21 protein-coding genes are annotated in these 25,350 nt (G+C 60.0%); 13 read left to right on the top strand and 8 right to left on the bottom strand.

The window, feature by feature from the left end; all coding sequences use genetic code 11:
• Positions 1–44: 44 nt before the first annotated feature.
• From AC3WJW_RS24855 to tpx, 3 genes are all read right to left on the bottom strand, one after another.
• Complete coding sequence (locus AC3WJW_RS24855; protein ID WP_493727788.1) at positions 45–3,140, bottom strand: MdtB/MuxB family multidrug efflux RND transporter permease subunit; 3,096 nt, start codon at positions 3,138–3,140, stop codon at positions 45–47.
• Positions 3,137–4,453 carry an MdtA/MuxA family multidrug efflux RND transporter periplasmic adaptor subunit gene (locus AC3WJW_RS24850; RefSeq protein WP_493727787.1) on the bottom strand — a complete coding sequence of 439 codons (1,317 nt, stop codon included), beginning with the start codon at positions 4,451–4,453 and terminating at the stop codon, positions 3,137–3,139. Before AC3WJW_RS24850 ends, AC3WJW_RS24855 begins: the two co-directional genes overlap by 4 nt.
• 177 nt (positions 4,454–4,630) lie before the next feature.
• The gene (gene tpx, locus AC3WJW_RS24845) at positions 4,631–5,131 is read right to left on the bottom strand and encodes a thiol peroxidase (protein WP_103393591.1); all 501 of its coding nucleotides are present in this window, start codon (positions 5,129–5,131) and stop codon (positions 4,631–4,633) included.
• A gap of 424 nt (positions 5,132–5,555) precedes the next feature.
• Between tpx and AC3WJW_RS24840 the strand changes: the two genes are divergently transcribed.
• The gene (locus AC3WJW_RS24840; protein ID WP_493727786.1) at positions 5,556–5,981 is read left to right on the top strand and encodes a YciI family protein; all 426 of its coding nucleotides are present in this window, start codon (positions 5,556–5,558) and stop codon (positions 5,979–5,981) included.
• Here AC3WJW_RS24840 and AC3WJW_RS24835 read toward each other — a convergent pair.
• From AC3WJW_RS24835 to AC3WJW_RS24815, 5 genes are all read right to left on the bottom strand, one after another.
• The gene (locus AC3WJW_RS24835; protein ID WP_493727785.1) at positions 5,968–7,461 is read right to left on the bottom strand and encodes a bacteriocin immunity protein; all 1,494 of its coding nucleotides are present in this window, start codon (positions 7,459–7,461) and stop codon (positions 5,968–5,970) included. The two genes, AC3WJW_RS24840 and AC3WJW_RS24835, sit on opposite strands and share 14 nt — an antisense overlap.
• 90 nt (positions 7,462–7,551) lie before the next feature.
• Positions 7,552–7,827 carry a bacteriocin immunity protein gene (locus AC3WJW_RS24830; RefSeq protein ID WP_493727869.1) on the bottom strand — a complete coding sequence of 92 codons (276 nt, stop codon included), beginning with the start codon at positions 7,825–7,827 and terminating at the stop codon, positions 7,552–7,554.
• Positions 7,817–8,188, bottom strand: a complete 372-nt coding sequence (locus tag AC3WJW_RS24825) for an HNH endonuclease signature motif containing protein (RefSeq protein WP_493727868.1) — start codon at positions 8,186–8,188, stop codon at positions 7,817–7,819. Before AC3WJW_RS24825 ends, AC3WJW_RS24830 begins: the two co-directional genes overlap by 11 nt.
• Positions 8,189–8,406: 218 nt before the next feature.
• On the bottom strand, positions 8,407–8,883 hold the full coding sequence (locus AC3WJW_RS24820) for a DUF6392 family protein (protein ID WP_493727784.1): 477 nt from the start codon (positions 8,881–8,883) through the stop codon (positions 8,407–8,409).
• Positions 8,880–11,438 carry a pyocin-S2/colicin E7-DNase domain-containing protein gene (locus AC3WJW_RS24815; RefSeq protein ID WP_493727783.1) on the bottom strand — a complete coding sequence of 853 codons (2,559 nt, stop codon included), beginning with the start codon at positions 11,436–11,438 and terminating at the stop codon, positions 8,880–8,882. The genes AC3WJW_RS24820 and AC3WJW_RS24815 overlap by 4 nt, the downstream gene beginning before the upstream one ends.
• Before the next feature lie 365 nt (positions 11,439–11,803).
• Here AC3WJW_RS24815 and AC3WJW_RS24810 point away from each other — a divergent pair, with 365 nt between their 5' ends.
• The 12 genes from AC3WJW_RS24810 to AC3WJW_RS24755 all read left to right on the top strand — a co-directional run bounded on the left by AC3WJW_RS24810 (position 11,804) and on the right by AC3WJW_RS24755 (position 25,218).
• Positions 11,804–12,595 (top strand): hypothetical protein, encoded by a 792-nt coding sequence (locus AC3WJW_RS24810; protein WP_493727867.1) that lies wholly within the window; start codon positions 11,804–11,806, stop codon positions 12,593–12,595.
• Between the two features lie 10 nt (positions 12,596–12,605).
• Entirely contained in the window at positions 12,606–14,021 is a 1,416-nt protein-coding gene (locus AC3WJW_RS24805; RefSeq protein ID WP_493727782.1) for a DUF1254 domain-containing protein, read from the top strand.
• A 12-nt stretch (positions 14,022–14,033) separates the two neighbouring features.
• Complete coding sequence (locus AC3WJW_RS24800; RefSeq protein WP_493727781.1) at positions 14,034–14,981, top strand: SphA family protein; 948 nt, start codon at positions 14,034–14,036, stop codon at positions 14,979–14,981.
• Positions 14,982–14,994: 13 nt separating this feature from the next.
• Entirely contained in the window at positions 14,995–16,038 is a 1,044-nt protein-coding gene (locus AC3WJW_RS24795) for a hypothetical protein (protein WP_493727780.1), read from the top strand.
• A 14-nt stretch (positions 16,039–16,052) separates the two neighbouring features.
• A complete protein-coding gene (locus tag AC3WJW_RS24790; protein WP_102673574.1) occupies positions 16,053–17,033 on the top strand; it encodes an AAA family ATPase in 981 nt (326 codons plus the stop codon).
• On the top strand, positions 17,033–17,977 hold the full coding sequence (locus AC3WJW_RS24785; RefSeq protein WP_493727779.1) for a DUF58 domain-containing protein: 945 nt from the start codon (positions 17,033–17,035) through the stop codon (positions 17,975–17,977). Before AC3WJW_RS24790 ends, AC3WJW_RS24785 begins: the two co-directional genes overlap by 1 nt.
• On the top strand, positions 17,974–18,558 hold the full coding sequence (locus AC3WJW_RS24780; RefSeq protein WP_493727778.1) for a DUF4381 domain-containing protein: 585 nt from the start codon (positions 17,974–17,976) through the stop codon (positions 18,556–18,558). The genes AC3WJW_RS24785 and AC3WJW_RS24780 overlap by 4 nt, the downstream gene beginning before the upstream one ends.
• Complete coding sequence (locus AC3WJW_RS24775) at positions 18,545–19,537, top strand: vWA domain-containing protein (protein WP_493727777.1); 993 nt, start codon at positions 18,545–18,547, stop codon at positions 19,535–19,537. The genes AC3WJW_RS24780 and AC3WJW_RS24775 overlap by 14 nt, the downstream gene beginning before the upstream one ends.
• 1 nt (position 19,538) lies before the next feature.
• Complete coding sequence (locus tag AC3WJW_RS24770; protein ID WP_493727776.1) at positions 19,539–21,119, top strand: VWA domain-containing protein; 1,581 nt, start codon at positions 19,539–19,541, stop codon at positions 21,117–21,119.
• Positions 21,116–22,543 carry a BatD family protein gene (locus AC3WJW_RS24765; protein WP_493727775.1) on the top strand — a complete coding sequence of 476 codons (1,428 nt, stop codon included), beginning with the start codon at positions 21,116–21,118 and terminating at the stop codon, positions 22,541–22,543. The genes AC3WJW_RS24770 and AC3WJW_RS24765 overlap by 4 nt, the downstream gene beginning before the upstream one ends.
• The gene (locus AC3WJW_RS24760; protein ID WP_493727774.1) at positions 22,540–23,568 is read left to right on the top strand and encodes an HAD family hydrolase; all 1,029 of its coding nucleotides are present in this window, start codon (positions 22,540–22,542) and stop codon (positions 23,566–23,568) included. Before AC3WJW_RS24765 ends, AC3WJW_RS24760 begins: the two co-directional genes overlap by 4 nt.
• Before the next feature lie 69 nt (positions 23,569–23,637).
• Positions 23,638–25,218, top strand: coding sequence for an arylsulfatase (locus AC3WJW_RS24755; RefSeq protein WP_493727773.1), 1,581 nt, complete (start codon positions 23,638–23,640; stop codon positions 25,216–25,218).
• Positions 25,219–25,350 lie beyond the last annotated feature (132 nt).

Genomic DNA, 25,350 nt, shown 5'->3' with positions numbered 1-25,350 from the left:
GGCCTCTTCGCGAGCAGGCTCGCTCCCACAGGTTGTGCAGGCCTTCATACCGCCGTCTCCTGAGCGCCGGTCTTGCCAAAGCGGCGTCCCAACCGATCGAAATACAGGTAGATCACAGGCGTAGTGAACAGGGTCAAAACCTGGCTCAGCAACAGGCCGCCGACCATCACCAGGCCCAGCGGCTGGCGCAGTTCCGCGCCGGAACCGGTGGCCAGCATCAACGGCACGGCACCGAAGAGCGCGGCCAGGGTCGTCATCAGGATCGGCCGAAAACGCAGCAAGGCGGCCTGATAGATCGCCGTTTGCGGGTCCATGCCCTGGTTGCGCTCGGCGTCGAGGGCGAAGTCGATCATCATGATCGCGTTCTTCTTGACGATGCCGATCAGCAGAATGATGCCGATGATCGCGATCATGCCCAGGTCGTTGCCGCTGAGGATCAACGCCAGCAAGGCGCCCACCGCCGCCGACGGCAAGGTCGAGAGTATGGTGATCGGGTGGATGTAGCTCTCATAGAGCACGCCCAGCACGATGTACATGGTCACCACCGCCGCCAGGATCAGCAGCAAGGTGCTCGACAACGAGGCCTGGAAAGCCTCCGCCGCGCCCTGGAACTGGGTCTGCACGCCAATCGGCATGCCGATGTCCTTCTGCACCTGCTCGATGATCTCGACCGCATGCCCCAGCGCCACGCCGGGCGCGAGATTGAAGGACATCATCACCGCCGGGAACTGGCCGATGTGGGTGATCGCCAGTTGCGCCTGGCGCTCCTCGATATGCGCCAGGCTGGACAGGCGTACCTGACCGCCATCGGTGGTCTTGACGTGAATCTGGTTCAACGCATCCGGACCGATCTTCTCGCCGGACTGCGATTGCAGGACCACACGGTACTGGCTCGCCTGGGTGTAGATCGTGGAAATCTGCCGCTGACCGAAGGCGTCGTACAGCGCATCGGTGATGTTCGACACCGACACCCCGACCCGCGACGCCGCATCGCGGTCGATTACCAGATAGACCTGCAAGCCCTTGTCCTGCAGATCGCTGGCCACGTCGGTCAATTCCGGGCGGTCGGCCAAGGCTTCGACCAGGCGCCCGCTCCACAGGCTCAGCAGTTCCGAATCCGGTGACGACATGCTGAACTGGTACTGCGTGCGGCTGACCCGGTCCTCGATGGTCAGGTCCTGCACCGGCTGCATGAACAGGCGGATGCCGACCAGCTTGTCCAGCTCCGGTTGCAGGCGGGCAATCACTTGCGTTGCACTCAGGTCACGGTCGTGGTGCGACTTGAGGTTGATCAGCAAACGGCCGCTGTTGAGGGTCGAGTTGTCGCCGTCCACGCCGATGTAGGAGGACAGGCTCTCGACCGCCGGGTCGGCCAGAATCACCTTGGCCAGCTCCTGCTGACGCTCGCTCATGGCGGCGAAGGAAATCGATTGCGGCGCTTCGGAAATACCCTGGATAACCCCGGTGTCCTGCACCGGGAAGAAGCCCTTGGGCACCACCATGTACAGGAATACCGTGAGCGCCAGAGTGCCAATGGCCACCATCAAGGTCAGGGGCTGATGCTTGAGCACCCACTGTAACTTGCGCCCGTAAGCGGCGATCATCCAGTCGATGAACGCACCGCTGGCGCGATAGAAACGCCCCTGCTCGGCTTCCTTGGGTTCGCGCTTGAGCAGTCGCGCGCACATCATCGGCGTCAGCGTCAGGGAAACCACCAGGGAAATCAGGATCGCCACCGCCAGCGTAATGGCGAACTCGCGGAACAGCCGTCCGACCACGTCCGCCATGAACAGCAGCGGGATCAGCACGGCGATCAGCGACAACGTCAGCGAGATCAGGGTGAAACCGATCTGCTTGGCGCCCTTGAGCGCCGCGTTCAGCGGGCTGTCGCCCTCCTCGATGAAGCGCGAAATGTTCTCCAGCATGACGATCGCATCGTCCACCACGAAACCGGTGGCGATGGTCAGGGCCATCAGGGTCAGGTTGTTGACCGAGAACCCGGCCAGGTACATCACGCCGAACGTGCCGATCAGCGACAGCGGCACGGCCACCGACGGAATGATCGTGGCGCTGGCGCGACGCAGGAACAGGAAGGTGACCATGACCACCAGGGCGATGGCGATCAGCAATTCGTGCTGCACGTCCTTGACCGAGGCGCGGATGGTCTGGGTGCGGTCGGTCAGCACCACCACGTCGAGGCCGGCCGGCAGGTTGTCGGTGATACTCGGCAGCAGCGCCTTGATCCGGTCTACCACCTCGATCACGTTGGCGCCGGGCTGACGCTGGATGTTCAGCAGCACGGACTGGTTCTCGTTGGCCCATGCGGCCAGACGCTCGTTCTCGGCGCCGTCGACGATTTCAGCGACGTCCTTGAGCCGCAGCGGCGCGCCGTTGGCATAGGCCAGAATCAGGTTGGCGTAGTCCTTGGGCGAGGTCAGTTGATCGTTGGCATCGAGCATCGAGACCCGGGTCGGGCCGTCGAAGTTGCCCTTGGGCTGGTTGACGTTGGAGGCGCCAATCAGGGTGCGCACGTCCGACAGGTTCAAGCCGTTGGCGGCCAGGGCCTCCGGGTTGACCTTGATCCGCACGGCCTGGCGTTGCCCACCGGCAATGCTGACCATGCCGACGCCGCTGATCTGGGCGATTTTCTGCGCCATGCGCGTATCGACCAGATCGTTGAGCTTGGGCAGCAACATGGTTTTGGAGGTGATGGCCAGGGTCAGCACCGGCGTGTCGGCCGGGTTGACCTTGTTGTACACCGGCGGTGCCGGCAAGTCCTTGGGCAGCAGGTTGGTGGCGGCGTTGATTGCTGCCTGCACCTGTTGCTCGGCCACGTCCATGTTGATGTCGAGGCTGAACCGCAACGTCAGTACCGACGCGCCGCCGGAACTGGTGGAGGCCATTTGTGTCAGGCCGGGCATTTGCCCGAACTGCCGCTCCAGCGGCGCGGTCACCGCACTGGTCATGACATCCGGGCTGGCGCCGGGGTACAGGGTCATGACGCGAATGGTCGGGTAATCGACCTGGGGCAGCGCCGACACTGGCAGCAACCGATAGGCAATCACGCCGGCCAGGATAATCGCCAGCATGCTCAGCGTGGTGGCTACCGGGCGAAGGATGAACAGCCGCGAGAGATTCATGCGCCGCCCTTTTTCGCCTTGTCGGTGGTCGCGGGCTCAGCCGCATTGACTGCCGACTTGCCCTGCAGGTGTTCGGTTGGCGTGGTCGGCACGTCCTGGCTGTCGTTGACCACCTCCACGTCGCTGCCGTCCTTCAGGCGGTCAGTGCCTTCCAGTACGACCCGGTCGCCCGCGGACAGGCCTTCGGTGACCACGGTGTTCAGGCCGTCACTGGCGCCGACTTTCAACTGACGGATCTTGACCTTCTTGTCACCGTCCAGGACATAGGCGAACGTGCCGTTGGTGCCGAACTGGATCGCGGCGGACGGTGCGAGCACCACGTTTTTGAGGGTGTCGGCCAGCAGGCGCACATTGACGAACTGGTTGGGGAACAGTGACTGATCGCGGTTCTCGTAACGGGCCTTGAATTTCAGGGTGCCGGTGGTGACGTCGATCTGGTTGTCCAGGCTCTGCAGCACGCCAGTGGCCTGCAATTTGGTATCGCCGCGATCCCAGGCTTCAGCCGGCAATTGCGCACCGCTGCGATAACGGGCGAGCACGGTGTCGAGGCTGTTTTCCGGGAGGGTGAAGGCCACGCTGATCGGTTGGGTCTGGGTGATGATCGCCAAGGCGGTGGTGTCGTTGGCCGCCACCAGATTGCCGACGTCCAGTTGACGCAGGCCCACGCGACCGGTGATGGGTGCGCGGATCCGGGTGAATTCAAGGTTGAGTTTGGCATCGTTGACCGCTGCCTGATTGGTCTTGACCGTGCCCTGGAACTGACCGACCAGCGCTTCGGCGGTGTCCAGGGTCTGCTTGGCAATACTGTCTTCGCGGTACAGGCCGCGATAGCGCTCGACATCGACCTGGGCGTTTTTCAGTTGCGCCTGATTCTGCAGCAAAGTGCCTTCGGCCTGAAGCAAGGCGTTCTGGTAAGGGCGCGGGTCGATTTCGGCCAGCAGGTCGCCGGCCTTGACCATCTGCCCTTCTTCGAAATAGATCTTGACCAGCTCACCGCCGACGCGGCTGCGGACGTTGATGGTGTTCAGCGCCGTGACCGTGCCCAGCGCCTTGAAATACAGCGGGAAGTCACCGGTGACGGCCGCAGCCACGCGCACCGGTACCGGCCCTGACGCACCGCCGAACCCCGGACGCATGCCCCCCGATCGCCCGGTATGCCCGGCAACGGCTTTCTGCCCCGCCGCCTCTTTGGGTGCAGCGCTGCCCGGCCAGAATTTCCAGCACAGGGCGGCGATGACCAACAGGACAAGCAGGCCGAACAGCCAGCGACGGGGACTACGGGAAGCGGAGGATTGCATTGAGTGATCAACCATTGGGCGCGTGGGCTTTTTTACATGAGGCTGAACGATAAGCACTGGCGGGTTTTAAGCAAAGCGCCTTTACCGGCAATTTACTTTCGGCTTACGTAACAGGAGTTTTATCCAAGACACTGAAACACAAATGAAAACGGCCTGGACAGGGCCAGGCCGTTAAACATTGTAAAGGTACGCTTATTTCAGAACAGCAAGTGCCGCTTCGTAGTTCGGCTCGTCAGCGATTTCACCAACCAGTTCGCTGTGCAGCACGTTGTCGTTTTCGTCCAGCACCACCACGGCACGGGCGGTCAGGCCTTTCAGCGGACCGTCGGCGATGGCCACGCCGTAGTTCTGGATGAACTCGGCACCGCGCAGGGTCGACAGGTTCTGTACGTTTTCCAGGCCTTCGGCGCCGCAGAAGCGGGCCTGGGCGAACGGCAGGTCAGCGGAGATGCACAGCACAACGGTGTTGGCCACGTCGCTGGCCTTGGCGTTGAACTGGCGCACCGAGGTGGCGCAGGTCGGGGTATCAACGCTTGGGAAGATGTTCAGCACTTTGCGCTTGCCGGCAAAGTCTTTGAGGGTAACGTCGGACAGATTGCCGGCAACCAGGGAAAAGGCTGGCGCCTTGGAACCGGCTTGTGGCAGTTGGCCGTTGACTTGAACCGGGTTGCCTTTAAGAGTGACTTGAGCCATGAACGGAGTCCTTCTGAACGTTGTGGTGGAGAATTTTGACGAGGCCGAAGTTAACCACGAAATTGTCCTGTGACCTATGGCCAAACATAAATTGTCATGTAACAGGACACAAAACTGGATACAACCCATAACCCTGTGGGAGCGGGCTTGCTCCGGGCGGCGCTCCGACGAAAGCGCAATGCCATGCAACTTCACGGGTGACCGAACTGACGCCATCGCGAGCAGGCTCGCTCCCACAGGGTTCGCTTGTTAGCCAAACAAATCGGTAAAAGTACAGAGTACGCTCTCACCCGCCGCTACCCGATGTACATGACGAAAGGTACGCGACAGCACATCGACGAAAACTTTTGTTAACGCTCTGTCGAATTGCTCCACCGTCGTTCGACTATAAATCGAGCTACTCAACTGCAACGGAGACGACACCATGCGATTCATGATCATCATCAAGGCCAGCCAGGATTCCGAAGCCGGCGTCATGCCCAGCCAGGAACTGCTGACCGCCATGGGCAACTACAACGAAGAACTGGTCAAGGCCGGCATCATGCTCGCGGGCGAAGGCCTGCACCCGAGCAGCAAGGGCGCTCGTGTAAAGTTTTCAGGTGACCAACGCACGGTGATCGACGGCCCCTTCATCGAAACCAAGGAACTGATTGCCGGTTTCTGGTTGTGGCAAGTGAAGTCCAAAGAAGAGGCCATCGAGTGGGTCAAGCGCTGCCCCAACCCGATGCCGGGCACCGAGGCCGAGATCGAGATTCGCCAGGTGTTCGAACTGGACGACTTCGGTGCGCAACTCACGCCCGAGCTACGTGAGCAGGAAGAGCGGTTGCTCGGGCAAATCAAGAAGTGCTGAGCATGACGTACAGCGGATCAAACCCTGAATCATCCGGGAAAACCACGATGTAATCGGCGAACCGGGCTGTTGCTCCTTCGGCTGTGATGGGCTCGACATGCGGTACGGTCAAAGATTGCACAAATCCCAAGCGACGCATGGGGGGCTGTGCTGCGGGAGTCTGTCGTTCAAGGGGGACCGGGGTAGACCAGCAAACAGTGACGGGAGGGGTGCCATCAATGGTGAAACCAAAGGCGCCCCGTTGCTGATCAAACTGCGCCGCCCGCACTCTGACCTTGGCCGACACGTTAGCGCTTGGGGTCGGAGTGATATAAACCTGCGCCAGTGTTTTCACCTCGCGCAAGCCCTGAAACATCGTTCCGGGTCTTGCGGGCACTGTAGTCGTCCCGATTCGGAAAGGAAGATCAAACTCGGACTCTTTCATCGCCAACGAAAGCCAATCCTGACCCTCGAGCGGCGTCAGTTCGACCAACGGAACACAGAGCCCGTAGACCTGAGTATCCGCGCGGCTGGAAAACTCAAATTGCATCACGGCGGCGCACAGTTTCTCATCGCTCGGTTCGCCTGAAGTGTTCCTCCAGGTAAATTCAGCAACCACCGAACGAATGGCTTTCTGCAAGTCAATCTGTTGGCTCAACTGCAAACCGGATGGGCCACCCTCCAGTAAAACCTCGGGGCGCTTGTGGGCAAAGGCCAATGAAGCAGTGATCATGTAGCCCGGCTGACCAGGTTCGGCCCTGGCCAGCCGACGGGAACGAATCAATTGGTCCTGTGCCTTGATCAACAACGCCTCGGCCTCATCATGCAAAGACCGATGACGCTGGCTAAAAGCCGCCAATTGCCCGGCGTAGCGATCCTGCAATGCGTTGATCTGCTGAGCGAGACTTTGCCACTGCGCCTGTTCGGTCCGCGCATAGGTCAGGTTACGCTGGGCATCATTTTTGGCGAACTGCACCGTCATTTTCCAGAATTCGAACTTCCTGACCGCGATCACCACTGAATGTTGAACATGTTCCAGTGCGCGGATATCTGCTTCTTGATCAGAAACCGTCTTGCTGCCATTTAGCGGGTCGCGCAGTTGCTGGATACCCTGCCCGAACAGACCAAACGTTTTTTCAACGGCTACTTCCGACGCTGCCACATCTGCAGCAATTTTTTGCACTTGCGCAAAGCTGCGTGCAAGAGGTGTCATCACTGGCGATGGTGCGGGTACGAAAACTGATTCTTCTTTGAACGCAGTACCTCCTTGATTGCGATGCCAGTCCTTGACGTAATCCACCACCGATTCGGGGCTGTTCGAGTTGAATTTTTCATTCGGGTAAAATAGCAGGTCAGCCCCCTTGGGATGACCGACAATCTGGTCGAAATGGTTGATAAGCCTGTCATGATCCTGCTTGGATAAATCCACAGCCCAGATCTTGTTGACCAGCGCCTGAAATTCCGATTCGGTGTAATCCTTGAGTGTGGCCTTAAGTTCCATCCTGGTTCTTCCTTGAGCCCTTGGGGCAAGCTGTCGTAGACAAGGGCACTTGCTCGATCAGGGCAAGTGCCGGCAAGTGTTGATAGAAGATTATTCTGGTTTGAAGCCGGGCTTGTTATTGGCTGCGCGCCATTCTTTGACTTCTTTCAGGATGCCTTCCGGACTGTCTTCCTGGCCTTCCTTTGGGTAAAAGATGACGTCTGAGCGTCCCGGGTGCTCAGTGACTGCCTCAAAATGCTCTAAGAGCCTGTCCCAATACTCTTCGAGCGCCCGTCCTTTTAAACCGCTTGGGTGATTAAAGAACTCACCCAAAAAAGACAGAAATTCCGCCTCGGTGTAGTCCTCTAGTTTCTCTTTAAAAAAAATCATAATGTTGTCCCTTATGCAGTTGAATATGACGCTTCGGGGTCATTACAAACAAGTCATCCAAGCCGTAAACAGCACCACCCTTTGCTATTTCAATTCGATGATGAAGTTCGAACGCCTTACGCCCCCCGACTTGATCAGTCCCCTTGGGAAATGGAGCCGAACCATTTCGCATTCTTTCGAGGTTACCTTTATTAAATTGCTCACTAAGTAATACGTCCGCCGCAACAGCCTTCCAAAACGCCTCCCTGAACCGGTGAAAATTGGCAAACTCAACCCCTCTCAACCGATCCGCAATACGCGAAGGTATAGGCGCCCCCTCTCCTCGCGCAGCTTCACCCAACCATACCCCCGAAACCACCTGCCCCACCCCGGTTGCAACCCCGGATCGTCCCGCCGGTCACGAAACAAAGCGTCAGGCGAGGGAAGTTCCATATCCCCTTCATCAACAGCCAGAAACATCTCTCTAGAGCTCGAACGAACCGACCGACCTGCGAGGAACGACTTTAAAAGGCAACCAAATTTGCAGTTACCGGCTATGAACAACTGCGCCTATAGCATAGGCTCTAAATTTCAAGCTTAGTCGTGTCCCTTATCAATCAAGGTAAAAACCAAAGTTTTCACCTCCATTGCTGAGGTATATTGAAAAGTAACTTTCTTGCCTGGATAAACAGCAGAATCCAACAGATAGGATTCCCATCCGCCCGTCTGCCCCATTGGCTCAGGCATTCTGATTGGGCCTCTTGATTCCACTGGCTCGCCAAAAATCGCATGGACTTCAGACTGCGTCATTTCCAAGGCGAAAGGTAGTGGTAGAGCTCCTGTGTATTCGATTACTTCAGGCATCGTCTTTTTCAGGGTTACGAACAACGTTTCGAGCTTTTTGGTTTCCGCCCAAAATGAGAGACTGACACCCGTTTCTAAATCCATATCCAGCAGGTCAGCATCAGGATAAAGTGCCTCCAGGACATTATCAAAAACAACACCTTGGGAGATTAATTCATCATAGTTAAAACCCAATTTCTTGATCCAGCTTTCGATTTTTTCCGCGTTCATTGGTACCATCCTTGTTCAGTGTGTAGTTCGTGTAAATTCGAGCGAGCTCTCTCGATGTCAGATTCACCAACCCCGAGCTCGAGCAAACCCGCTTTGACCGCATCAAAATTACTATCCACTGCTAATCGCAAATCAGCCGCATCTTTCATTTTTTTGGATAGATGGTTCCGTCCGCCATAAGTTTCGCTAAATTTGCGATGAACCTCTGACGGTATTGCAATGCTTGGAGCCCTCCTCAAAATCATTCTCCGCTCATGCCAGTCGATCTCTGGAAAATTGAGATGGATATACACCTCTAGCGCCTTCCTGGAAGGAATATGGTCAATATCCAACCCATCTCCCCTACTCCGGCCACTTAGCTCGTTGTACGGCCCAACCTCCAACGGCACAACCGGCGGGCCAACGAAAACCAGTCCTGATGACGGTAAATCCATATCCCCCGGATACCCCGGAATACTCGCACCAATTTCCCCTTCATCAACAGCAGGAAATGTCTCGTTTTCCGGTAGGACGGGGATGGCCGGGCTACCGGGATAAATCAACGGGTCGGTCGGTGTGATCGGCGATGTCGTCGACCCGATGTGTTCGCTGCCTGGCGGCACCACGGGTTTCCAGCTACTGGCCGGAGGAATCGGCCAAGGAACAACCGCCGGGACGATCCCGAGCCATCCTTCGGCAGCGTGCGGCGTCTTGATGCTGATGTTGTCGAGGTTGAAAGGATCAGACCAGAACTCCGGCCGCTCCTGATAACGCAGTTCGAACGCTCGGTTTTCACCCACCCACGTGCTTTTCGGCGCGTAGGGGGCGAAACCTTGTTCGATGCGCTTTTGATTCACCTCATCGAAGGGCGAGACAAGTTGGTGATGCTCTCCTATCGTTCGCCACAACGCTTCGTCGAAAGCCTCGAACGACTTGAATTCGCGCCCGCGGAACTGCTCGCCGACTTGTGTCGGGATGCCAACACCGTTGGCCAGGCTGGCTGCTTTCCACCAGTCGACCGGCGCCGCTTGCCCTGTCCCGGTGACCACGCCCCTACCCATGGGTGGCACGCTGAAGGACAGATAAATTGGCTCCAGGCCAGGCACACAGACAATACAATCCTGAATGCGTAGATCGACACCCGCCGGAATGTCCTGGACCTGCGGCTCCGTCACTGCCAATCGAGCCGGATTGGCCGTCGCTGCCTGAGGCATGGCCTCGGGCGCGAACTGCAGGTGCCTGGTGGGTGATCCGGGGATTTCTGCGCTGTATTGACCGGTCAGGGGATCCAGTTCCGCATTCACCACCGGAACCCGAGGATCTATCTCGCCTCCGGTGCCGACGACGATAACCGCGGTGCCTTCCGGTACCGGTACGGGCTTTAACCGGTACTCCGCCTCTACCGAGCCGCCCGCGTCAGCCACCGCTTGCAACTCGTGACTATCGTGCAGATCCAGAGCCTGCGCCGGAACGGCGATGGCGTGAAACAAACGAGTCCGCTGTTCGGGGGTTAACTCCCCATTCCCTAACTCGGATGGGTAGGCCATTCCCCCGATAAATAGGCCAACTTGCCCAACGGTGAGCGTCCCCAGGACACCGCCCAATGCAGCTGTTGACCGCGTTACCGCCAGTGCCAAGGCATCAGCCGCTCCAGCAATCCATACCCCATTGGGGTTGAACAGCACCGAAGCAGCAGTCATCGACGCCGTAGCCGGCAACCGCAAGGTATTAGCCTGATTGACCCGCTCTACCCGTGCATCGGCATCAGCCTGCTGCTTGAACCGAACGCGCGCCTCACGCAGTTCGGCGTACTGACGCTGACGCTCCCAGAGGGCTTCCCTTTCCCGCCAGACAATGCTCTGTTCAGCATGGTACCTGGACAGGACGCTGGACTTTTCCGAGAGCGCATTGATTTGTGCCGACAACAACCTCGCTTCGTGGGCGGCGTTGTAGGCGTTTTCCCAGATCTGATGACCACTCTCGAGCCCGTCGCCAAACTGATCCAGCCGCGCCAGGTAATCATCCGTCGAACGCGAAAGCGCATCGTGACTATCGAATGAATGGGCAGCCGCGTTCCTTTCAATCAGTTCTGCTGCTTTGCGGGCGATCAGCCCGTCTATTTCGCTTTTTTCTTTGCTGATTAAATACAGCTGCCAACGCTCGCTGCTCGAACCACTGTCAAGTCGCTGTCGAGCCGCGAGGATTTCTTGTTCAAGCGAGGGCGCCAGTTGCAGGTTTTTTGCAGAAAAGCGTTGGTCGATAGCTGCTCTGACGCTGTTGTATCGAGGTATCCAGCCTGCGAGCAATTGCTGTCGCGTTTGCACGCGAGCCTGCTCCCGAGCCCGTTCTGCCTCGGCTGCAGCCTCGGCGCGCTTGCGAGCCTCTGCGGCAAGAAACTCTTGCTTGACCCGTCTTCTGGCGTCTTTTGTACGTTGACTGACACCGCCAAAGGCCCCTGACGCACCGACGCGGTTACCGCCCGAACCGCCGCCACCCCCGCCGCCACCCGTAGCCGGCGGCCCCGGCCTGATGACCACATCCCCTGTTGATCCATCGTGCAATGTTCGTTGTGCCATACAGTCTCTCCTTGTCTGTAGGGCACAGCTTGTCTACGTCGCAGCGATCAGGTGCGGTACATATTTATGGGATGCGGTCGGTCTACGGGATCAATGAGCCATCTGATGGCTTGCAACCACTTTCAACGCAACGGCTCCTTCAGTTAATACTCCCAACTTGTTGTTTCGTATTAACTTTTTAGTACACAAAAATAAGGAGAATCCACACACAAAACGAAAGAATTAATCCATAGGATTGGCCAACCCGTGGTTAACTGCTAACTTCATCCGATAAGTCCTACAGGCTTGATCGGAAAGGGATTACGCAGTTACGGCCAGACTTATAGACCGTCTGCCCAATCAGCCACCAGGGAATCGGGGGAATGATGTCAAAGAAATTGGGGAAGTACGCCTTCGTCTGGGTGACTTCGCTGGCGCCTGTTTTTTGTGCTCACGCCGATAACGCCGAGACGGCCAACAAAAGCAACAACCCGCTGAACCTGGCGCCCGGCGTCAACCTTCAGGACTACTACACACCCAAATTGTTCGACACCAACGCTCATACCAATGACGCGCTGCTGCGTGGCGCGTTGCCCATGGCGCCGAATGATTTCATTGGTGTCCCGCAACTGTTGCGCGTCACCCTTCCCGTCAGCACCCGCCCGGATCCCCACAACGGCTACAGCACCGGCATCGGTGACCTGAACCTGTTCGATATTTTCCTGCTCAAGACCGAAGGCGTGCAGTTGGGCGTCGGTCCGCAAATCACTGCGCCGACCGCCGAGCAAGATGAGTTGGGGACCGGCAAATGGCAGGCTGGACTGTCCGCCATCGCCATCGACTCCTCGCCCCGCGGACTCCTCGGCGCACTGGTGCAGTACCAGAGCTCGTTCGCCGGTGATCACGACCGCCCTCACGTCGAGTCCGCCACCTTCCAGCCGTTCATCATCCACAACCTGGAAAAAGGCTGGTACCTGCGCTCGACCGGCATCTGGACGTTCGACCTGAAGAACAACACTCACTACATCCCACTCGGTTTGGGGGGCGGCAAAGCCTGGAAGTCCGGGTCCAATATCCTCAATGCCTTTATCGAGCCACAGTGGACTGTTGACCGAAAAGGCGATGGCTTGCCGCAATTCACAGTGTTCGCCGGGATCAATGTCACCTTCGGTAAATAAGGACCTTTATATGCACGGTGCACTTCGCGCAGCCGGTTTCAGCCTGATGACAATGTTCGTCAGTTGTGGTGCAGGGGCCAGTGTCGACTTCACCGCCACCCCGGACGAAGCCCGGGCCATCGCCAAGGAGGCCTATCTGTACGGTTTCCCGGTGGTGGAGATGTACAAGACCCTCTACACCCAGGCCGTGGACAGGAAGAGCCCGAATTTCAAGGCACCGTTCAACCAGATCGGCAATACCGCCAAGGCGTTTACCGCGAAGGACACGGCGTTCGTCACCCCGAATTCCGACACGCCCTACTCCTTTGTCTGGATGGATTTGCGCGCCGAGCCGTTGGTGCTGACCCTGCCGCCCATCGAAGAACACCGTTACTACTCGGTGCAACTGATCGACGCCTATACCCAGAACTTTGGCTATCTGGGTACTCGCAGCACGGGCAACAACGGGGGGCACTACATGATTGCCGGCCCGAACTGGCAGGGTCAGCAACCGGTCGACATCGACCGCATGGTCCGCAGTGAAAGCAACATCGCTTACGCGCTGTACCGCACGCAATTGTTCGATGAAAAAGACCTGGCCAAGGTCAAGCAGATCCAGAAGGGCTACAAGGTCGACCCCCTGAGTCACTACGTCAAACAGAAGGCCCCGGCTGCCGCGCCGAAAATCGACTGGCCGAAACCGACGCCGACCATGAGCGAGACCCCGGACCTGTTTCGCTACCTGAATTTCATGCTGGCATTCACCCCGGCCCAGGATGTGGAAAAAGACCTGCTGGCGCGCTTCGCAAAAATCGGCGTCGGGGCCGGCAAACCGTTCAAGCTCAGCGACCTCAGCGCCGAACAACGCAAGGCACTGGAAGACGGCATCAGTGACGCCAGGGCCGAGTTCGCCGAATTCAAGAAAACCAAAGTCGACACCCACGAGGTCAGCAGCGGTGACCTGTTCGGCAGTCGCGACCACCTCAAGGGCAACTACCTGTACCGCTATGCAGGCGCCAACATGGGGATTTTCGGCAACTCTGCCGAAGAGGCGAACTACTTCGGCTATTTCGTCGACAAGGACGGAAAGCCGGTCGACGCATCGGAAACCGACTACACCCTGCATTTTGACAAGGACGCCCTGCCCCCGGTCGATGCGTTCTGGTCCCTGACCATGTACGACGGCAAAAACAAATTGCTGGTGGCCAACCCGCTCAATCGCTATTTGATCAATTCGCGGATGTTGCCCGACCTCAAGCTCGATGCCGATGGCGGCCTGACCCTTTACGTGCAACACAAGGCGCCGGCCAAAGCATTGCAAAGCAACTGGCTGCCGGCCCCGAATGGTCCGTTCTACGGCGTGCTGCGCCTGTACCTGCCAAAACCGGAAGTCAACAACGGCCAGTGGAAACTGCCGCTGCTGACGCCAGCCACCACACAACAATAAGCGGAGTCGTTCATGATCAGGCCTTTGGTAGTGCGCCCCTTGTTGGCGCTGTGCATGGTCAGCGTCAGTCCATTGAGCCTGGCGGCCGAAGGGGGTGTCGGTCGTCCGATCACCGGGCAACAAGTGTTTTCCGATGCCGGGATCGTGCCCCCGGAGCCGGGATGGGTCATGTCCCTGACCAGCATCTGGTACGACGGCGACCTCAAGGGCAGCGCCCAGGTGCCGATCGTGGGCGCCCTGAGTACCGGGCTGGACATGAAAGTGTCTTACACCATGGCCAACTTCACTCACGTCTGGGACACCGGCAAGGGTCGCTGGAACTACGCCTCGGCCATCGGTGTGCCGGTGCAGTACACCGACATTACCGCGAGCATCACCGGCCCTCGCGGCAGGACCCTGGGTACCGAGGACACTGGCACCCAGTTCGCCGACATGTTGGTGACGCCGATTGCCGCCGGCTATCACTTCGACGAACTCAACCACATCGCGTTCTCGCTGCCGATCTACGTGCCGACCGGTGCCTACAACGACGACCGCCTGGCCAACCCCGGGCAGAACACTTACACCTTCATGCCGACGGTGGCGTTCACTCACCTGGACGGCAAGGGCGGCGAATTCACCCTGTCGAGCGGCCTGGAGTTCTACACCGAGAACGACGCCACGGATTATCGCAATGGCAACATTTTCACCCTCGACGCCCTGTGGACCCACGGCTTCGGCAACGGCTGGAACGCAGGCTTGGTGGCAGGTTATATCCAGCAGGTCACCGATGATTCCGGATCCGGCGCAACCAGCGGTTTTCGCGGGCGCTCGGTGGGTGCGGGCCCGACGGTAGGCTGGAGCGGCAAGTTCGCCGACGCCCAGGCCAACATCAGTGCCCGTTGGGTCCCGGAGTTCGACACCAAGAACCGGCCCGAAGGCAATGGCATCAGCGTCAACCTGACCCTGGCATTTTTCTAGGAGGTAGCCAGGGATGGCCATCATTGTCCGCTTGACCTTTTGCAGTGTCCTGTTCAGCGGCTTCGCCTGCGCCAGTGGTGACCTGCCCACGCTTGTTGGCACGCCGGCTCAAGCCGCCGCCAAAGGTGACCCCGAGACTTGTCATCGGCTGCAACAGGACTTCGACATTGACCTGAAAAAAGTCGTGGCGGCCGGCTGCGATCCGTCGACCGAGCAAATCGCCAGGTTGATGGATAACCCGGTGGGCAATCTGGTGTTGCTGTTCAACCAGTTCGACTACACCGCACTCAAGGGTCCGCACAGCAACGGCACACGCATGCTGGGCAAGTACAGCTTCATGCCGACCTTCCCGATTTCCATCAGCGAAGACTGGAACCTGATCAACCGCCTGCCCATTAGCTACGTCAGCGCCCCGATCAACCACCGGGCCGGCAATCTGATCGGCATGGGCCCCAGCGATATCCTCAGCGACCGTGGCGACTTTGCCTCGGTCGTGCAAGACCCGTTCGACCGCACCAGCGGTTTTGGCGACCTGGCCTATGTCGGTGTGTTCTCGCCCAAGGAGCCGGTGCGCTTCGCCGGGGGCGGCAAGCTGGTCTGGGGCTTCGGCCCGACCGCGATGTTCCCCACTGCGGAAAAAGACGTCCTGGGCACCGGCAAATATTCCCTGGGCCCGGCGTTCGTCGCCGCGTACCTGGGCGAAGACTGGACCCTGGGCCTGTTCCCGCAACACTGGTGGTCGGTCGGTGGCGACAGCCAGCGCAAGGATGTGAGCCTGACCAACATTCAGTACTTCATCCAGCGCGCCATTCCTGGCCCCGAGCAATGGCGGATCGGCATGACACCCAACGTCACCGTGAACTGGAAAGCCGAAGGCGGCAACAAAGTGACCTTCCCTGTCGGCCTCGGCGCCGGGCGGATATTCAACTTCGGCAAGCTGCCGGTGCGCATTTCCGGGGAGATCCAGTATTCGGCGATTCACCCCGACGACCTCATCAGCAGTCGCTGGAATTTCCGACTGTCATTCATTCCGGTCATTCCGACCTTCATGCTTTGAGCGAGGATCCTTTCATGACCGCACTCAACGACCTCAACGCCCTGCAAGCCAGTATCGCCGAAGCGGTACTCGGTCAGGACCAGGTGATCCGGCAAATCCTCGTCGGCCTGCTGGCCAACGGGCATCTGCTGCTCGAAAGCCTGCCCGGCCTGGCCAAGACCCGCACGGTGAAAGCACTGGCCAAACACCTGGACGCGAAGATGAGCCGCATCCAGTTCACCCCGGACTTGCTGCCGTCGGACATCACCGGCGCCGAGGTGCTGCATCAGGTCGAAGGCAAGAACGAAATACGCTTCCAGCCCGGCCCGCTGTTCGGCAACCTGATCCTGGCCGACGAAATCAACCGTGCGCCGGCCAAGGTCCAGGCCGCGTTGCTCGAAGCCATGGAAGAACGGCAAATCACCGTGGCCGGCAACAGCCATGCGCTGCCGGAGCTGTTCATCGTGGTGGCGACCCAGAACCCGATTGAACAGGAAGGCACGTACCCGCTGCCGGAAGCGCAGATGGACCGCTTCCTGATGAAAGTGCTGCTGGACTACCCGAGCGCGGAAAACGAAAGCCAGGTGCTGCGTCTGCTGCGCGAAGAAGAACAGGCACTCGGCGCCAAAACGGCTGCGGTGCAGGGGTTCGCCCTGGCCCAGGACGTGATCTTTGCCGCGCGCCGGGAAGTCAGTGCGGTGCACGTGTCCCCGGCCATCGACCGTTACCTGATCGACCTGATCAATGCCACGCGCCATCCGGCCGACTACGACGCCGATCTCGGGCGCTGGATCAGCATCGGCGCCAGCCCCCGTGGCGGCATCGGCCTGGACCGTTGTGCCCGGGCCGACGCCTGGTTGCAGGGCCAGGATTTCGTGTCTCCGGACAACGTCCGCGCCGTGGTCCACCCGGTGCTGCGCCATCGCCTGCAACTGAGCTACGACGCGGTGGCCGATGGCGTGAGCGCCGACCAGGTGCTCGACCGTCTGCTCGATAAAGTGGCGATTCCGGCCTGATGCCCATGAACAGCGTCGACGGCCTGGTGTATGTCTCTCTGGCGCAGTTGATGGCCCTGGAGTTCAAGGCCCGTGACCTGAGTTTTGTCGCTCGCCAACCTCAAGGCAGCATCCTCGCGGGCAATCACGCGTCACGCTTGCGTGGCCGCGGCCTGAACTTCGATGAGCTGCGCCGTTATCAGCCGGGGGACGATTTGCGTCATCTCGACTGGCGCGCCTCCCTGCGCACCGGCAAACCGGTGGTACGCACATTCACCGAAGAGCGCGATCGCCCGGCGCTGATCCTCGTCGACCAGCGCATGTCGATGTTCTTCGGTTCGCAACGCAGCTTCAAATCCGCCGTCGCCGCCGAACTCGGCGCCCTGGCGGCGTGGATGGTGTTCAACGCCGGCGACCGCGTCGGCGGGCTGGTATTCAACGATCAACGCATCGACAGCATCGCCCCGCTGCGCAGCCGTAAACGCATCGAGGCGCTGTGCAGCCGCATTGCCAAGCAGAACCAGGCACTCAATGCGGGCAACCCGGATTCCGAGGGCGCAGACCAGCTCGACAAGGTCCTGCAGCATTGCCTGGCCGTTGCCGGTCACGATCACCTGATCTGCATCGTCAGTGATTTTGCCGGGGCTGGCGAACGCACCTTGCAGCTCATGCGGCAACTGGCGGCCCATAACGATGTGATCGCCATGCAGATCTATGACCCGCTGGCGCTGAACCTGCCGAAAAACGGCCGCGTGCTGATCACCCAGGGGCAATTGCAGGTGGAATTGGCGGTGGATCGGCAACAGGTGCATCAGCCCTTGGGGGATTTTCTCAGCGGTCGGCTCAAGGACGTCGCCACTTTGCTGCGCCGTAGCCAGGTGCCGTTGATGATGTTCAGCACCGCCACCGAAGCCCACGAACAACTGCGCGCCGAACTGGGCAAGCTCGCCGGGAGACGCCGATGAACCCCGCTATCCCGAGCATCGACCAACTCAAGGAAATGGCCTTGCCGGCACCGGTCAGCTATGCGCCGCAGACGTGGGGTTGGTGGGCGTTGCTGACATTGTTGGTGCTCAGCCTGTTACTGGTCAGTGCCCGACGTTACTGGCAATGGCGGCGTGATCGCTATCGGCGCGAGGCGCTGGCACGGTTGGCGGAGTTGCAGCAACGCAGCAATGACCTGAATGCATTGCGCGAACTTCCGGAGCTGCTCAAACGCGTGGCCCTCTCCATGCCTAGCCCCCATGCCCCCTGTAGGAGCTGCCGAAGGCTGCGATCTTTTAGCGGCGTCGAGACCGCTGAAGATCAAAAGATCGCAGCCTTCGGCAGCTCCTACAGGGGGACGGTTGCGGCGTTGGGGAAAGAGGAATGGCAGGCGTTTTTGCAGCGGCATAGTAAACAGCCCTTACCGGCCGATTTCAGCCAGCAACTGGCGCGGCTTGCCTATGCGCCGGATGCCGCCTTGCGCGACATGCCCAGCGAACAGCGACAGCAACTATTCAATACCTGCAAAACCTGGGTGGAGCGTCATCATGTGGCAGCTTGATTACCCCTGGTTGCTGATCCTGCTGCCATTGCCATGGTTGGGTTATCGCTACCTGCCCGATTACCGCGAGGCGCGCAGTGCCGTGCGCGTACCGTTTTTCGGCGCCATGAGCCGTGCTGTCGGCCAGGCACCCAGCCAGGCCGGTACCCGCAGCAACGGCTGGCAGCTGCTGCTGAACCTGCTGGTCTGGACACTGTTGCTGGTGGCGGCGAGCCGGCCGGTGTGGGTGGAAAAGCCCATCGAGCGCCAGCAGCCGGTGCGTGACCTGATGCTGGCCATCGACATATCCCAGTCGATGGAAACCACCGACTTCACCGACGCCAACGGCCAGAAAATCAATCGCCTGGCCGCGGTCAAGGACGTGGTGCACGGGTTCATCGACAAGCGCAAGGATGATCGAATCGGACTGATCGTGTTCGGCACCGGCGCCTATCCGCAGGCACCCTTGACCCTCGATCACGCCAGCCTGTCACTGCTGCTGGACGACACCGGCATCGGCATGGCCGGCCCCAACACGGCCATCGGCGACGCCATCGGCCTGAGCCTGAAACTGCTGGATCAGGCCCATGAGCAGGAAAAAGTGCTGATCCTGCTCACCGACGGCAACGACACCAGCAGCGCCATCACCCCGGATCATGCGGCCGCCATGGCGGCCGCCAAAGGGGTGGTGATCCACACCATCGGCATCGGCGACCCGAACGCCGAAGGCGAAGCCAAGGTCAACCTGCAAGGCCTGCAGGACATTGCCCAGGCCACCGGCGGACGCTTCTTCCGTGCCGAAGACCGCAACGCCCTGGATCAGGTCTACAGCACCCTGGACAAACTCACCCCACATCAGGTGAAAACCCTCAGCCACCAGCCCAAACGCGATCTGTTCTGGTGGCCGCTGGGCGCGGCCATTGCGCTGTTGGCGATGTATCACCTGGGCGCCCTGCTGCTTCCACGGCTGATGCTCGCCCGTCAACGGCAGGAGACCTGAGATGGACATCAACCTCGGCGACTTCCACTTCCTGCGTCCTGTGTGGCTGTTGCTCGCCGTGTTCGGTGCACTGCTGCCAGTGCTGTGGCGACATAGCCAGGATTTGCAACGGCGCTGGCGCAGCAATATCACGGCGCACCTGCTGCCGCATCTGCTCATCACCCCGCAAGACCGGCACCGCCTGCGCCCCGTGCATCTGCTGTGTGCGCTGTTGGTACTGGGCGCCCTCGCCGCCGCCGGGCCGACCTGGGAACAGGATCGCCCGGACTTTCTGGAAAACCGCGCGCCGCTGATCATCGCCGTCGACCTGTCGCCGTCCATGGACGCCAGCGACGTTCCACCCAGTCGCCTGGAAGCGGTCAAGCACAAGCTTCACGACCTGGTCCAGCGCCGCGCCGGTTCGCGCAACGCCTTGATTGCCTACGCCGGCAGCGCGCATCTGGTGTTGCCCGCCACCGACGACCCGGCCCTGCTCGATACCTTCATCCAGGCCCTGAGCACCGACCTGATCAACAAACCGGGGAAAGATGTCGGCGCGGTCATCGATCAGGCCAAGCGCCTGCTCACCGCCGAGAAAACACCCGGTACCCTGCTGCTGATCACCGATGGCGCCGACACCTCGACATTGGCCGGGCTGGACAAACGACTGGCGGACAGTGCATTGCAAGTGCTGATTCTGGCGGCCGGCAGCAGCGACGGCGGGATCATCCGCGATGCCAGCGGCCAGCCACGCATCGACAGCAATGGTCGCCCGCAACTCGGCAGTTTCGACCCGGACGCCCTCAAGCAGCTTGCCTCAACGCTGGATGCCCCGCTGGGCAGCCTGACCCTCAACGATGACGACCTGGACTGGATCGAACTGCACGCCGAGCAGCACTACCAGTCCGCCAGCGACGAACAGCGTGAATTGCACTGGAAAGACGCCGGCTACTGGTTGTGCTGGCCGCTGCTGCTGTTCGCCTTCTTCAGCGTACGCAGGGGCTGGAGCGTGAACTGGATGGCTGGACTGCTGCTGGCGGCGGGCCTGGGCCTGCAACCGGCGCCGGCAAAGGCCAACGCCCTGACCGACGCCTTTTTCACCCGCGACCAGCAAGGCCGCTGGGCCTTCGAACACCAGCACTATCCTCAGGCGGCGGCGCTGTTCGTCGATCCGTACTGGAAAGGCGTGGCCGCCTACAACGCGGCCGATTTCGACCTGGCACTGGCCAGCTTCGCGCGGCTCGATACACCGCAGGCCTATTTCTACCTGGGCAATATCTACGTGCGCCGGTTCAAGTTCGATCAGGCCATCGCTGCCTATAACCAGGCGCTGAAGTTGCAACCGCAGTTCCCGGAAGCCACGGCCAACCTGGCCCTGGCCATCGCCTTGCAGAAAGACACCGAAAGCGCCGAGAAGAACACGCCAGAGGTCAAACCCGACGAAATCAAGATGGACAAGGCGCCGGGTAAAGGGCAAAGCAAAAAGATGGAAACCCAACAAGCGGCCTCGGATGAGCAATGGTTGCAGAACCTGACCACATCGCCGGCGAAGTTTCTCAAGCAGAAATTCAGCCTGCAGGATCAGGCGGGGGCCAAGCCATGAGCTGCCTTCAAGACCGAGTCGCAGCCTTCGCGAGCAGGCTCGCTCCCACATTTGATCCAGGCGCACCTCAAATCCCCTGTGGGAGCGAGCCTGCTCGCGAAAGGGCCCGACCACTCACCACAAATCTCGGAGCCCTGCTCATCGGTCTGATCAGCCTCAACACATTCGCCGCCGACCCTCAACTGAAAGTCCAGGCCACCCTGCAACCCACCGACCCCGTCATGGTCGGCAGCCTGGTCGAACTGCAACTCGATGTCTTCACCGACACCTGGTTCACCAGCGCCCCCACCCTGCCCGACCTGAAACTGCCCGGCGCACTGGTGATGCCACCGGACGGCCATGCCGAACACCTGAACCAGACGATCGACGGCAAATCCTTCAGCGGCATGCGCTACAGCTACCTGATCACCCCGAACCTGGCCCAAGGCTTCGACATTCCGGCACTGACGGTACAAGCCACACCGGGCCAGGCCAGCCACGAACTCAGCGCCCAAAGTCAGCCATTGCACTTCAATGCCGCACAGCCGCCGGGATTCCAGCCCGGGGAGGCGGTGCTGGTGGCTCAAGGGCTGCGGTTTACCCAAAAGACCATCCATTCGGCCACGCCGCTGAAGGTCGGCGACAGCATCACCCGGGAACTGACGCTACAGGCCGACGGTGCCCTGGCCATGTCACTGCCGACACCGACGCTGGACGCCATCAAGGGCCTGAGCCGCTACCCGAAAGCCCCACAAATCCGCAATCTGGATGACGGTCGCGGCAACTTCATTGGCGGCCAGCGCATCGACAGCGTGACGTATCGAATCGACACCGAAGGCCACTACAGCCTGCCAGCCGTCGAACTGAAATGGTGGGATGCCAGCAGCCGGCAAACCCGCACGGCCACAGTGCCTGGCGTGACCTTCGACGCCGCGGCCAACAGCGCCTACAAGCCGGTGTTTTCAATCACCGAAGACCTGAAAAAACTCGGTCAGCACAATCGCCTGCACCTTTCCGGGCACTGGTTCGGACTCTTGGCTCTGGCGTTGGCGGTGGTCGCCCTGGGCTGGTTCAGTCGCCCGCTCGTATGCCGCGCGCACCTCAACTGGCAGGCGCGCCGCCGCGCCCGACACGCCGCCTGGCTCGAGTCCGCCGACTACGCGTGGCAGCAGATTCCGGCACAACTGCAGAGCAAACCGACGCAATTGAGCGCCCTGTACCTGTGGACCCGGCGCAGCCACCGGGGCCTGAAATTGACCGGTCTCGGCCCGCGCCTGCAAAGCTTCCTGCGGGCCTGTTACGGCCGCGAAACGGACAAAGAGCAGGCCCTGCGCCAAATCGGGGAATCCTTGTCTACGCTGCATAGTCAGGCCGAGTGCAACAGAGAATCAGTCTCTCCTGCTCTTCATCCGCTCAACCCCGTTCACAAGAAGGGTTTCCCATGACCAATTCGAAATCGTTGCACCATCATCGCGTATTCAGCTTCCTGCTGACCCTGGCCTTGAGCCTGCCGCTGCTGGTCCAGGCAGCCGAACCCCTGCCCTCGTGGAACGATGGGCCGTCGAAAAAGCAGATCATCGAGTTCGTGCAGGCCGTGACCGATCAAAACAGCAAGGACTTCGTCAAACCCGAAGACCGCATTGCCGTGTTCGATAACGACGGCACCTTGTGGAGCGAGCAGCCGATGTACTTCGAATTGCTGTTCGCCCTCGAAGAAGTCAAGCGCACCGCGGCGCAGCACCCGGAATGGAAAACCACCCAGCCGTTCCAGGCCGTGCTGGAAAACGATCACAAGGCCCTGGCCGCCAGCGGCCTGGAAGGCATGATGAAGATCTTCGGTGCGACCCACACCGGCATGACCAGCGAAGCGTTCGATGACTACGCCAAGTCCTGGCTGAGTCAGGCCAGGCATCCGAAAACCGGCAAGCTGTACACCGAAATGATCTTCCAGCCGATGCTGGAGATGCTCGACTACCTGCGCGGTAACGCCTTCAAGACCTACATCGTCTCCGGTGGCGACACCGGGTTCATGCGCGCCTTTGCCGAGAAGGTCTACGGCATTCCACCGGAGCAGGTGATCGGCACCACCTTCGTCACCGCGTTCCAGTACAAGGACGGCCAGGCGTCGATCCTGCGTACGCCGAAACTGGCCCACAACGACGATGGCCCGGGCAAACCGGAAAGCATCAATGCCGTGATCGGCAAACGACCGATCCTAGCGTTCGGCAACTCCGACGGTGACCTGCAAATGCTCCAGTGGACCGCCGCCGGTCCCGGCAAACGATTCATGGGGTTGGTGCACCACACCGACGCCAAACGCGAATGGGCTTACGACCGACAGTCGCAGATCGGTCGCCTGGACAAGGCCCTGGACGAAGCGAACAAACGTGGCTGGACGGTCGTCGACATGGCGGCCGAATGGCGCCGGATCTATCCGTACGACGCCGCCACACCCGAGCAAGTGCAATAAAAAGACGTAATGCAGGACCGCAATAAACGTTTGTCGCATTCAGCGACGTAGTGAAAAGGAGCCAGTCAGATGACTCGCATAGGTAAGTGGCTACCGAAACTCGCCCTGGTGGCAGCCTCGGTGATGGCGATTTCGGCAACGGCCGGAGCCGCTGATAAACCCAACATTCTGGTGATCTTCGGCGACGATATTGGCCAGACCAACATCAGCGCCTATTCCATGGGCGTGGTCGGCTACAAGACGCCCAACATCGACCGCATTGCCAAAGAAGGCATGATGTTCACCGACTATTACGCGGAGAACAGCTGCACCGCCGGGCGTTCGTCGTTCATCACCGGCCAGACGCCTTTGCGTACCGGTCTGTCGAAAGTCGGCATCCCGGGCGCACCGGTGGGCCTGCAAAAGCGTGACATCACCATCGCCCAGGCGCTCAAGTCCCAGGGCTACGCCACCGGCCAGTTCGGCAAGAACCACCTGGGCGACAAGGATGAATACCTGCCGACCAACCACGGTTTCGACGAGTTCTTCGGCAACCTGTACCACCTCAACGCCGAAGAAGAACCTGAGCGTCCGTACTGGCCAAAAGACGATGCCGAGTTCGTCAAGGCCAACACCCCGCGTGGCGTGATCCACAGCTTCGCCGACGGCAAGATCGAAGACACCGGCGCGCTGACCACCAAGCGCATGGAAACCATCGACGACGAAACCACGGCGGCGGCGCAGGCGTTCATCGAGAAACAAGCGAAGGCCGACAAACCGTTCTTCGTCTGGATGAACACCACGCGCATGCACTTGTTCACCCACGTGCGCGAGTCGATGAAGGGCCAGAGCGGCATGCCCGGCAACGATTACGCCGATGGCATGCTCGAACACGACGGCGATGTCGGCAAACTGCTGAAGACCCTCGACGACCTGAAAATCGCCGACAACACCATCGTCGTCTACACCACCGACAACGGCCCGAACCAGTTCTCCTGGCCGGACGCGGCGACCACGCCGTTCCGTAACGAGAAGAACTCCAACTGGGAAGGCGCCTACCGCGTGCCAGCCATTGTGCGCTGGCCGGGCAAGATCAAGGCCGGTGAAGTCTCCAACGAGCTATTCTCGGGCATGGACTGGTTCCCGACCTTGCTGGCAGCCGCGGGCGAAACCGACGTGAAGGAAAAGCTGCTCAAGGGTTGGGCACCGACCTCGGGTGGCAACAACTTCAAAGTGCACCTGGACGGTTTCAACCAACTGCCCTACCTGACCGGCCAACAGCCTAAAGGCGAGCGCAAGGAGTTCTACTACTTCAACGACGACGGCGTGCTGGTGTCGATGCGCTTCGGTAACTGGAAAGTGGTGTTCTGCGAACAACGCGAGCCCGGCGGTTTTAAAGTCTGGAGCGAACCGTTCGTGTGCCTGCGCGTACCGAAAATCTTCAACCTGAGGATGGACCCGTATGAACGGGCCGACGTGGTTTCCGATCAGTATTACGATTGGCAGACCAAAAACGTCTACCTGGCCGCCCAAGCCGTACAAAAAGCGGCCGGGTTCCTGCAGACGTTCATCGAATACCCGCCAAGCCAGAAACCGGCGAGCTTCAGCATCGACCAGATCCGTGCTGCGGTAGATGCCAAGATCGCTGAAAAAATGAAAGCTGCACAGTAAGACCGCCGCTCGCCCTCACCGGCGAGCGGACTTTTCTGCAATGTGAATACGATCACTGTAGGAGCTGCCGCAGGCTGCGATCTTTTCATTTGGGATGTCGCTACAATTGGCTCTTTTCCTCCAGGAGCAGAC

The organism is Pseudomonas sp. GW821-FHT07G06, assembly GCF_058986625.1.
The sequence above is the reverse complement of the archived record's forward strand: the minus strand, read 5'-3'. Positions and strand labels throughout refer to the sequence as shown.

What these genes read in the sequence shown, in the direction of transcription:
- AC3WJW_RS24855 (WP_493727788.1), bottom strand. Translation starts at nt 3,140, where the DNA reads ATGAATCTCTCGCGGCTGTTCATCCTTCGCCCGGTAGCCACCACGCTG.
- AC3WJW_RS24850 (WP_493727787.1), bottom strand. Translation starts at nt 4,453, where the DNA reads ATGGTTGATCACTCAATGCAATCCTCCGCTTCCCGTAGTCCCCGTCGC.
- tpx (WP_103393591.1), bottom strand. Translation starts at nt 5,131, where the DNA reads ATGGCTCAAGTCACTCTTAAAGGCAACCCGGTTCAAGTCAACGGCCAA.
- AC3WJW_RS24840 (WP_493727786.1), top strand. Translation starts at nt 5,556, where the DNA reads ATGCGATTCATGATCATCATCAAGGCCAGCCAGGATTCCGAAGCCGGC.
- AC3WJW_RS24835 (WP_493727785.1), bottom strand. Translation starts at nt 7,461, where the DNA reads ATGGAACTTAAGGCCACACTCAAGGATTACACCGAATCGGAATTTCAG.
- AC3WJW_RS24820 (WP_493727784.1), bottom strand. Translation starts at nt 8,883, where the DNA reads ATGAACGCGGAAAAAATCGAAAGCTGGATCAAGAAATTGGGTTTTAAC.
- AC3WJW_RS24815 (WP_493727783.1), bottom strand. Translation starts at nt 11,438, where the DNA reads ATGGCACAACGAACATTGCACGATGGATCAACAGGGGATGTGGTCATC.
- AC3WJW_RS24810 (WP_493727867.1), top strand. Translation starts at nt 11,804, where the DNA reads ATGTCAAAGAAATTGGGGAAGTACGCCTTCGTCTGGGTGACTTCGCTG.
- AC3WJW_RS24805 (WP_493727782.1), top strand. Translation starts at nt 12,606, where the DNA reads ATGCACGGTGCACTTCGCGCAGCCGGTTTCAGCCTGATGACAATGTTC.
- AC3WJW_RS24800 (WP_493727781.1), top strand. Translation starts at nt 14,034, where the DNA reads ATGATCAGGCCTTTGGTAGTGCGCCCCTTGTTGGCGCTGTGCATGGTC.
- AC3WJW_RS24795 (WP_493727780.1), top strand. Translation starts at nt 14,995, where the DNA reads ATGGCCATCATTGTCCGCTTGACCTTTTGCAGTGTCCTGTTCAGCGGC.
- AC3WJW_RS24790 (WP_102673574.1), top strand. Translation starts at nt 16,053, where the DNA reads ATGACCGCACTCAACGACCTCAACGCCCTGCAAGCCAGTATCGCCGAA.
- AC3WJW_RS24785 (WP_493727779.1), top strand. Translation starts at nt 17,033, where the DNA reads ATGCCCATGAACAGCGTCGACGGCCTGGTGTATGTCTCTCTGGCGCAG.
- AC3WJW_RS24780 (WP_493727778.1), top strand. Translation starts at nt 17,974, where the DNA reads ATGAACCCCGCTATCCCGAGCATCGACCAACTCAAGGAAATGGCCTTG.
- AC3WJW_RS24775 (WP_493727777.1), top strand. Translation starts at nt 18,545, where the DNA reads ATGTGGCAGCTTGATTACCCCTGGTTGCTGATCCTGCTGCCATTGCCA.
- AC3WJW_RS24770 (WP_493727776.1), top strand. Translation starts at nt 19,539, where the DNA reads ATGGACATCAACCTCGGCGACTTCCACTTCCTGCGTCCTGTGTGGCTG.
- AC3WJW_RS24765 (WP_493727775.1), top strand. Translation starts at nt 21,116, where the DNA reads ATGAGCTGCCTTCAAGACCGAGTCGCAGCCTTCGCGAGCAGGCTCGCT.
- AC3WJW_RS24760 (WP_493727774.1), top strand. Translation starts at nt 22,540, where the DNA reads ATGACCAATTCGAAATCGTTGCACCATCATCGCGTATTCAGCTTCCTG.
- AC3WJW_RS24755 (WP_493727773.1), top strand. Translation starts at nt 23,638, where the DNA reads ATGACTCGCATAGGTAAGTGGCTACCGAAACTCGCCCTGGTGGCAGCC.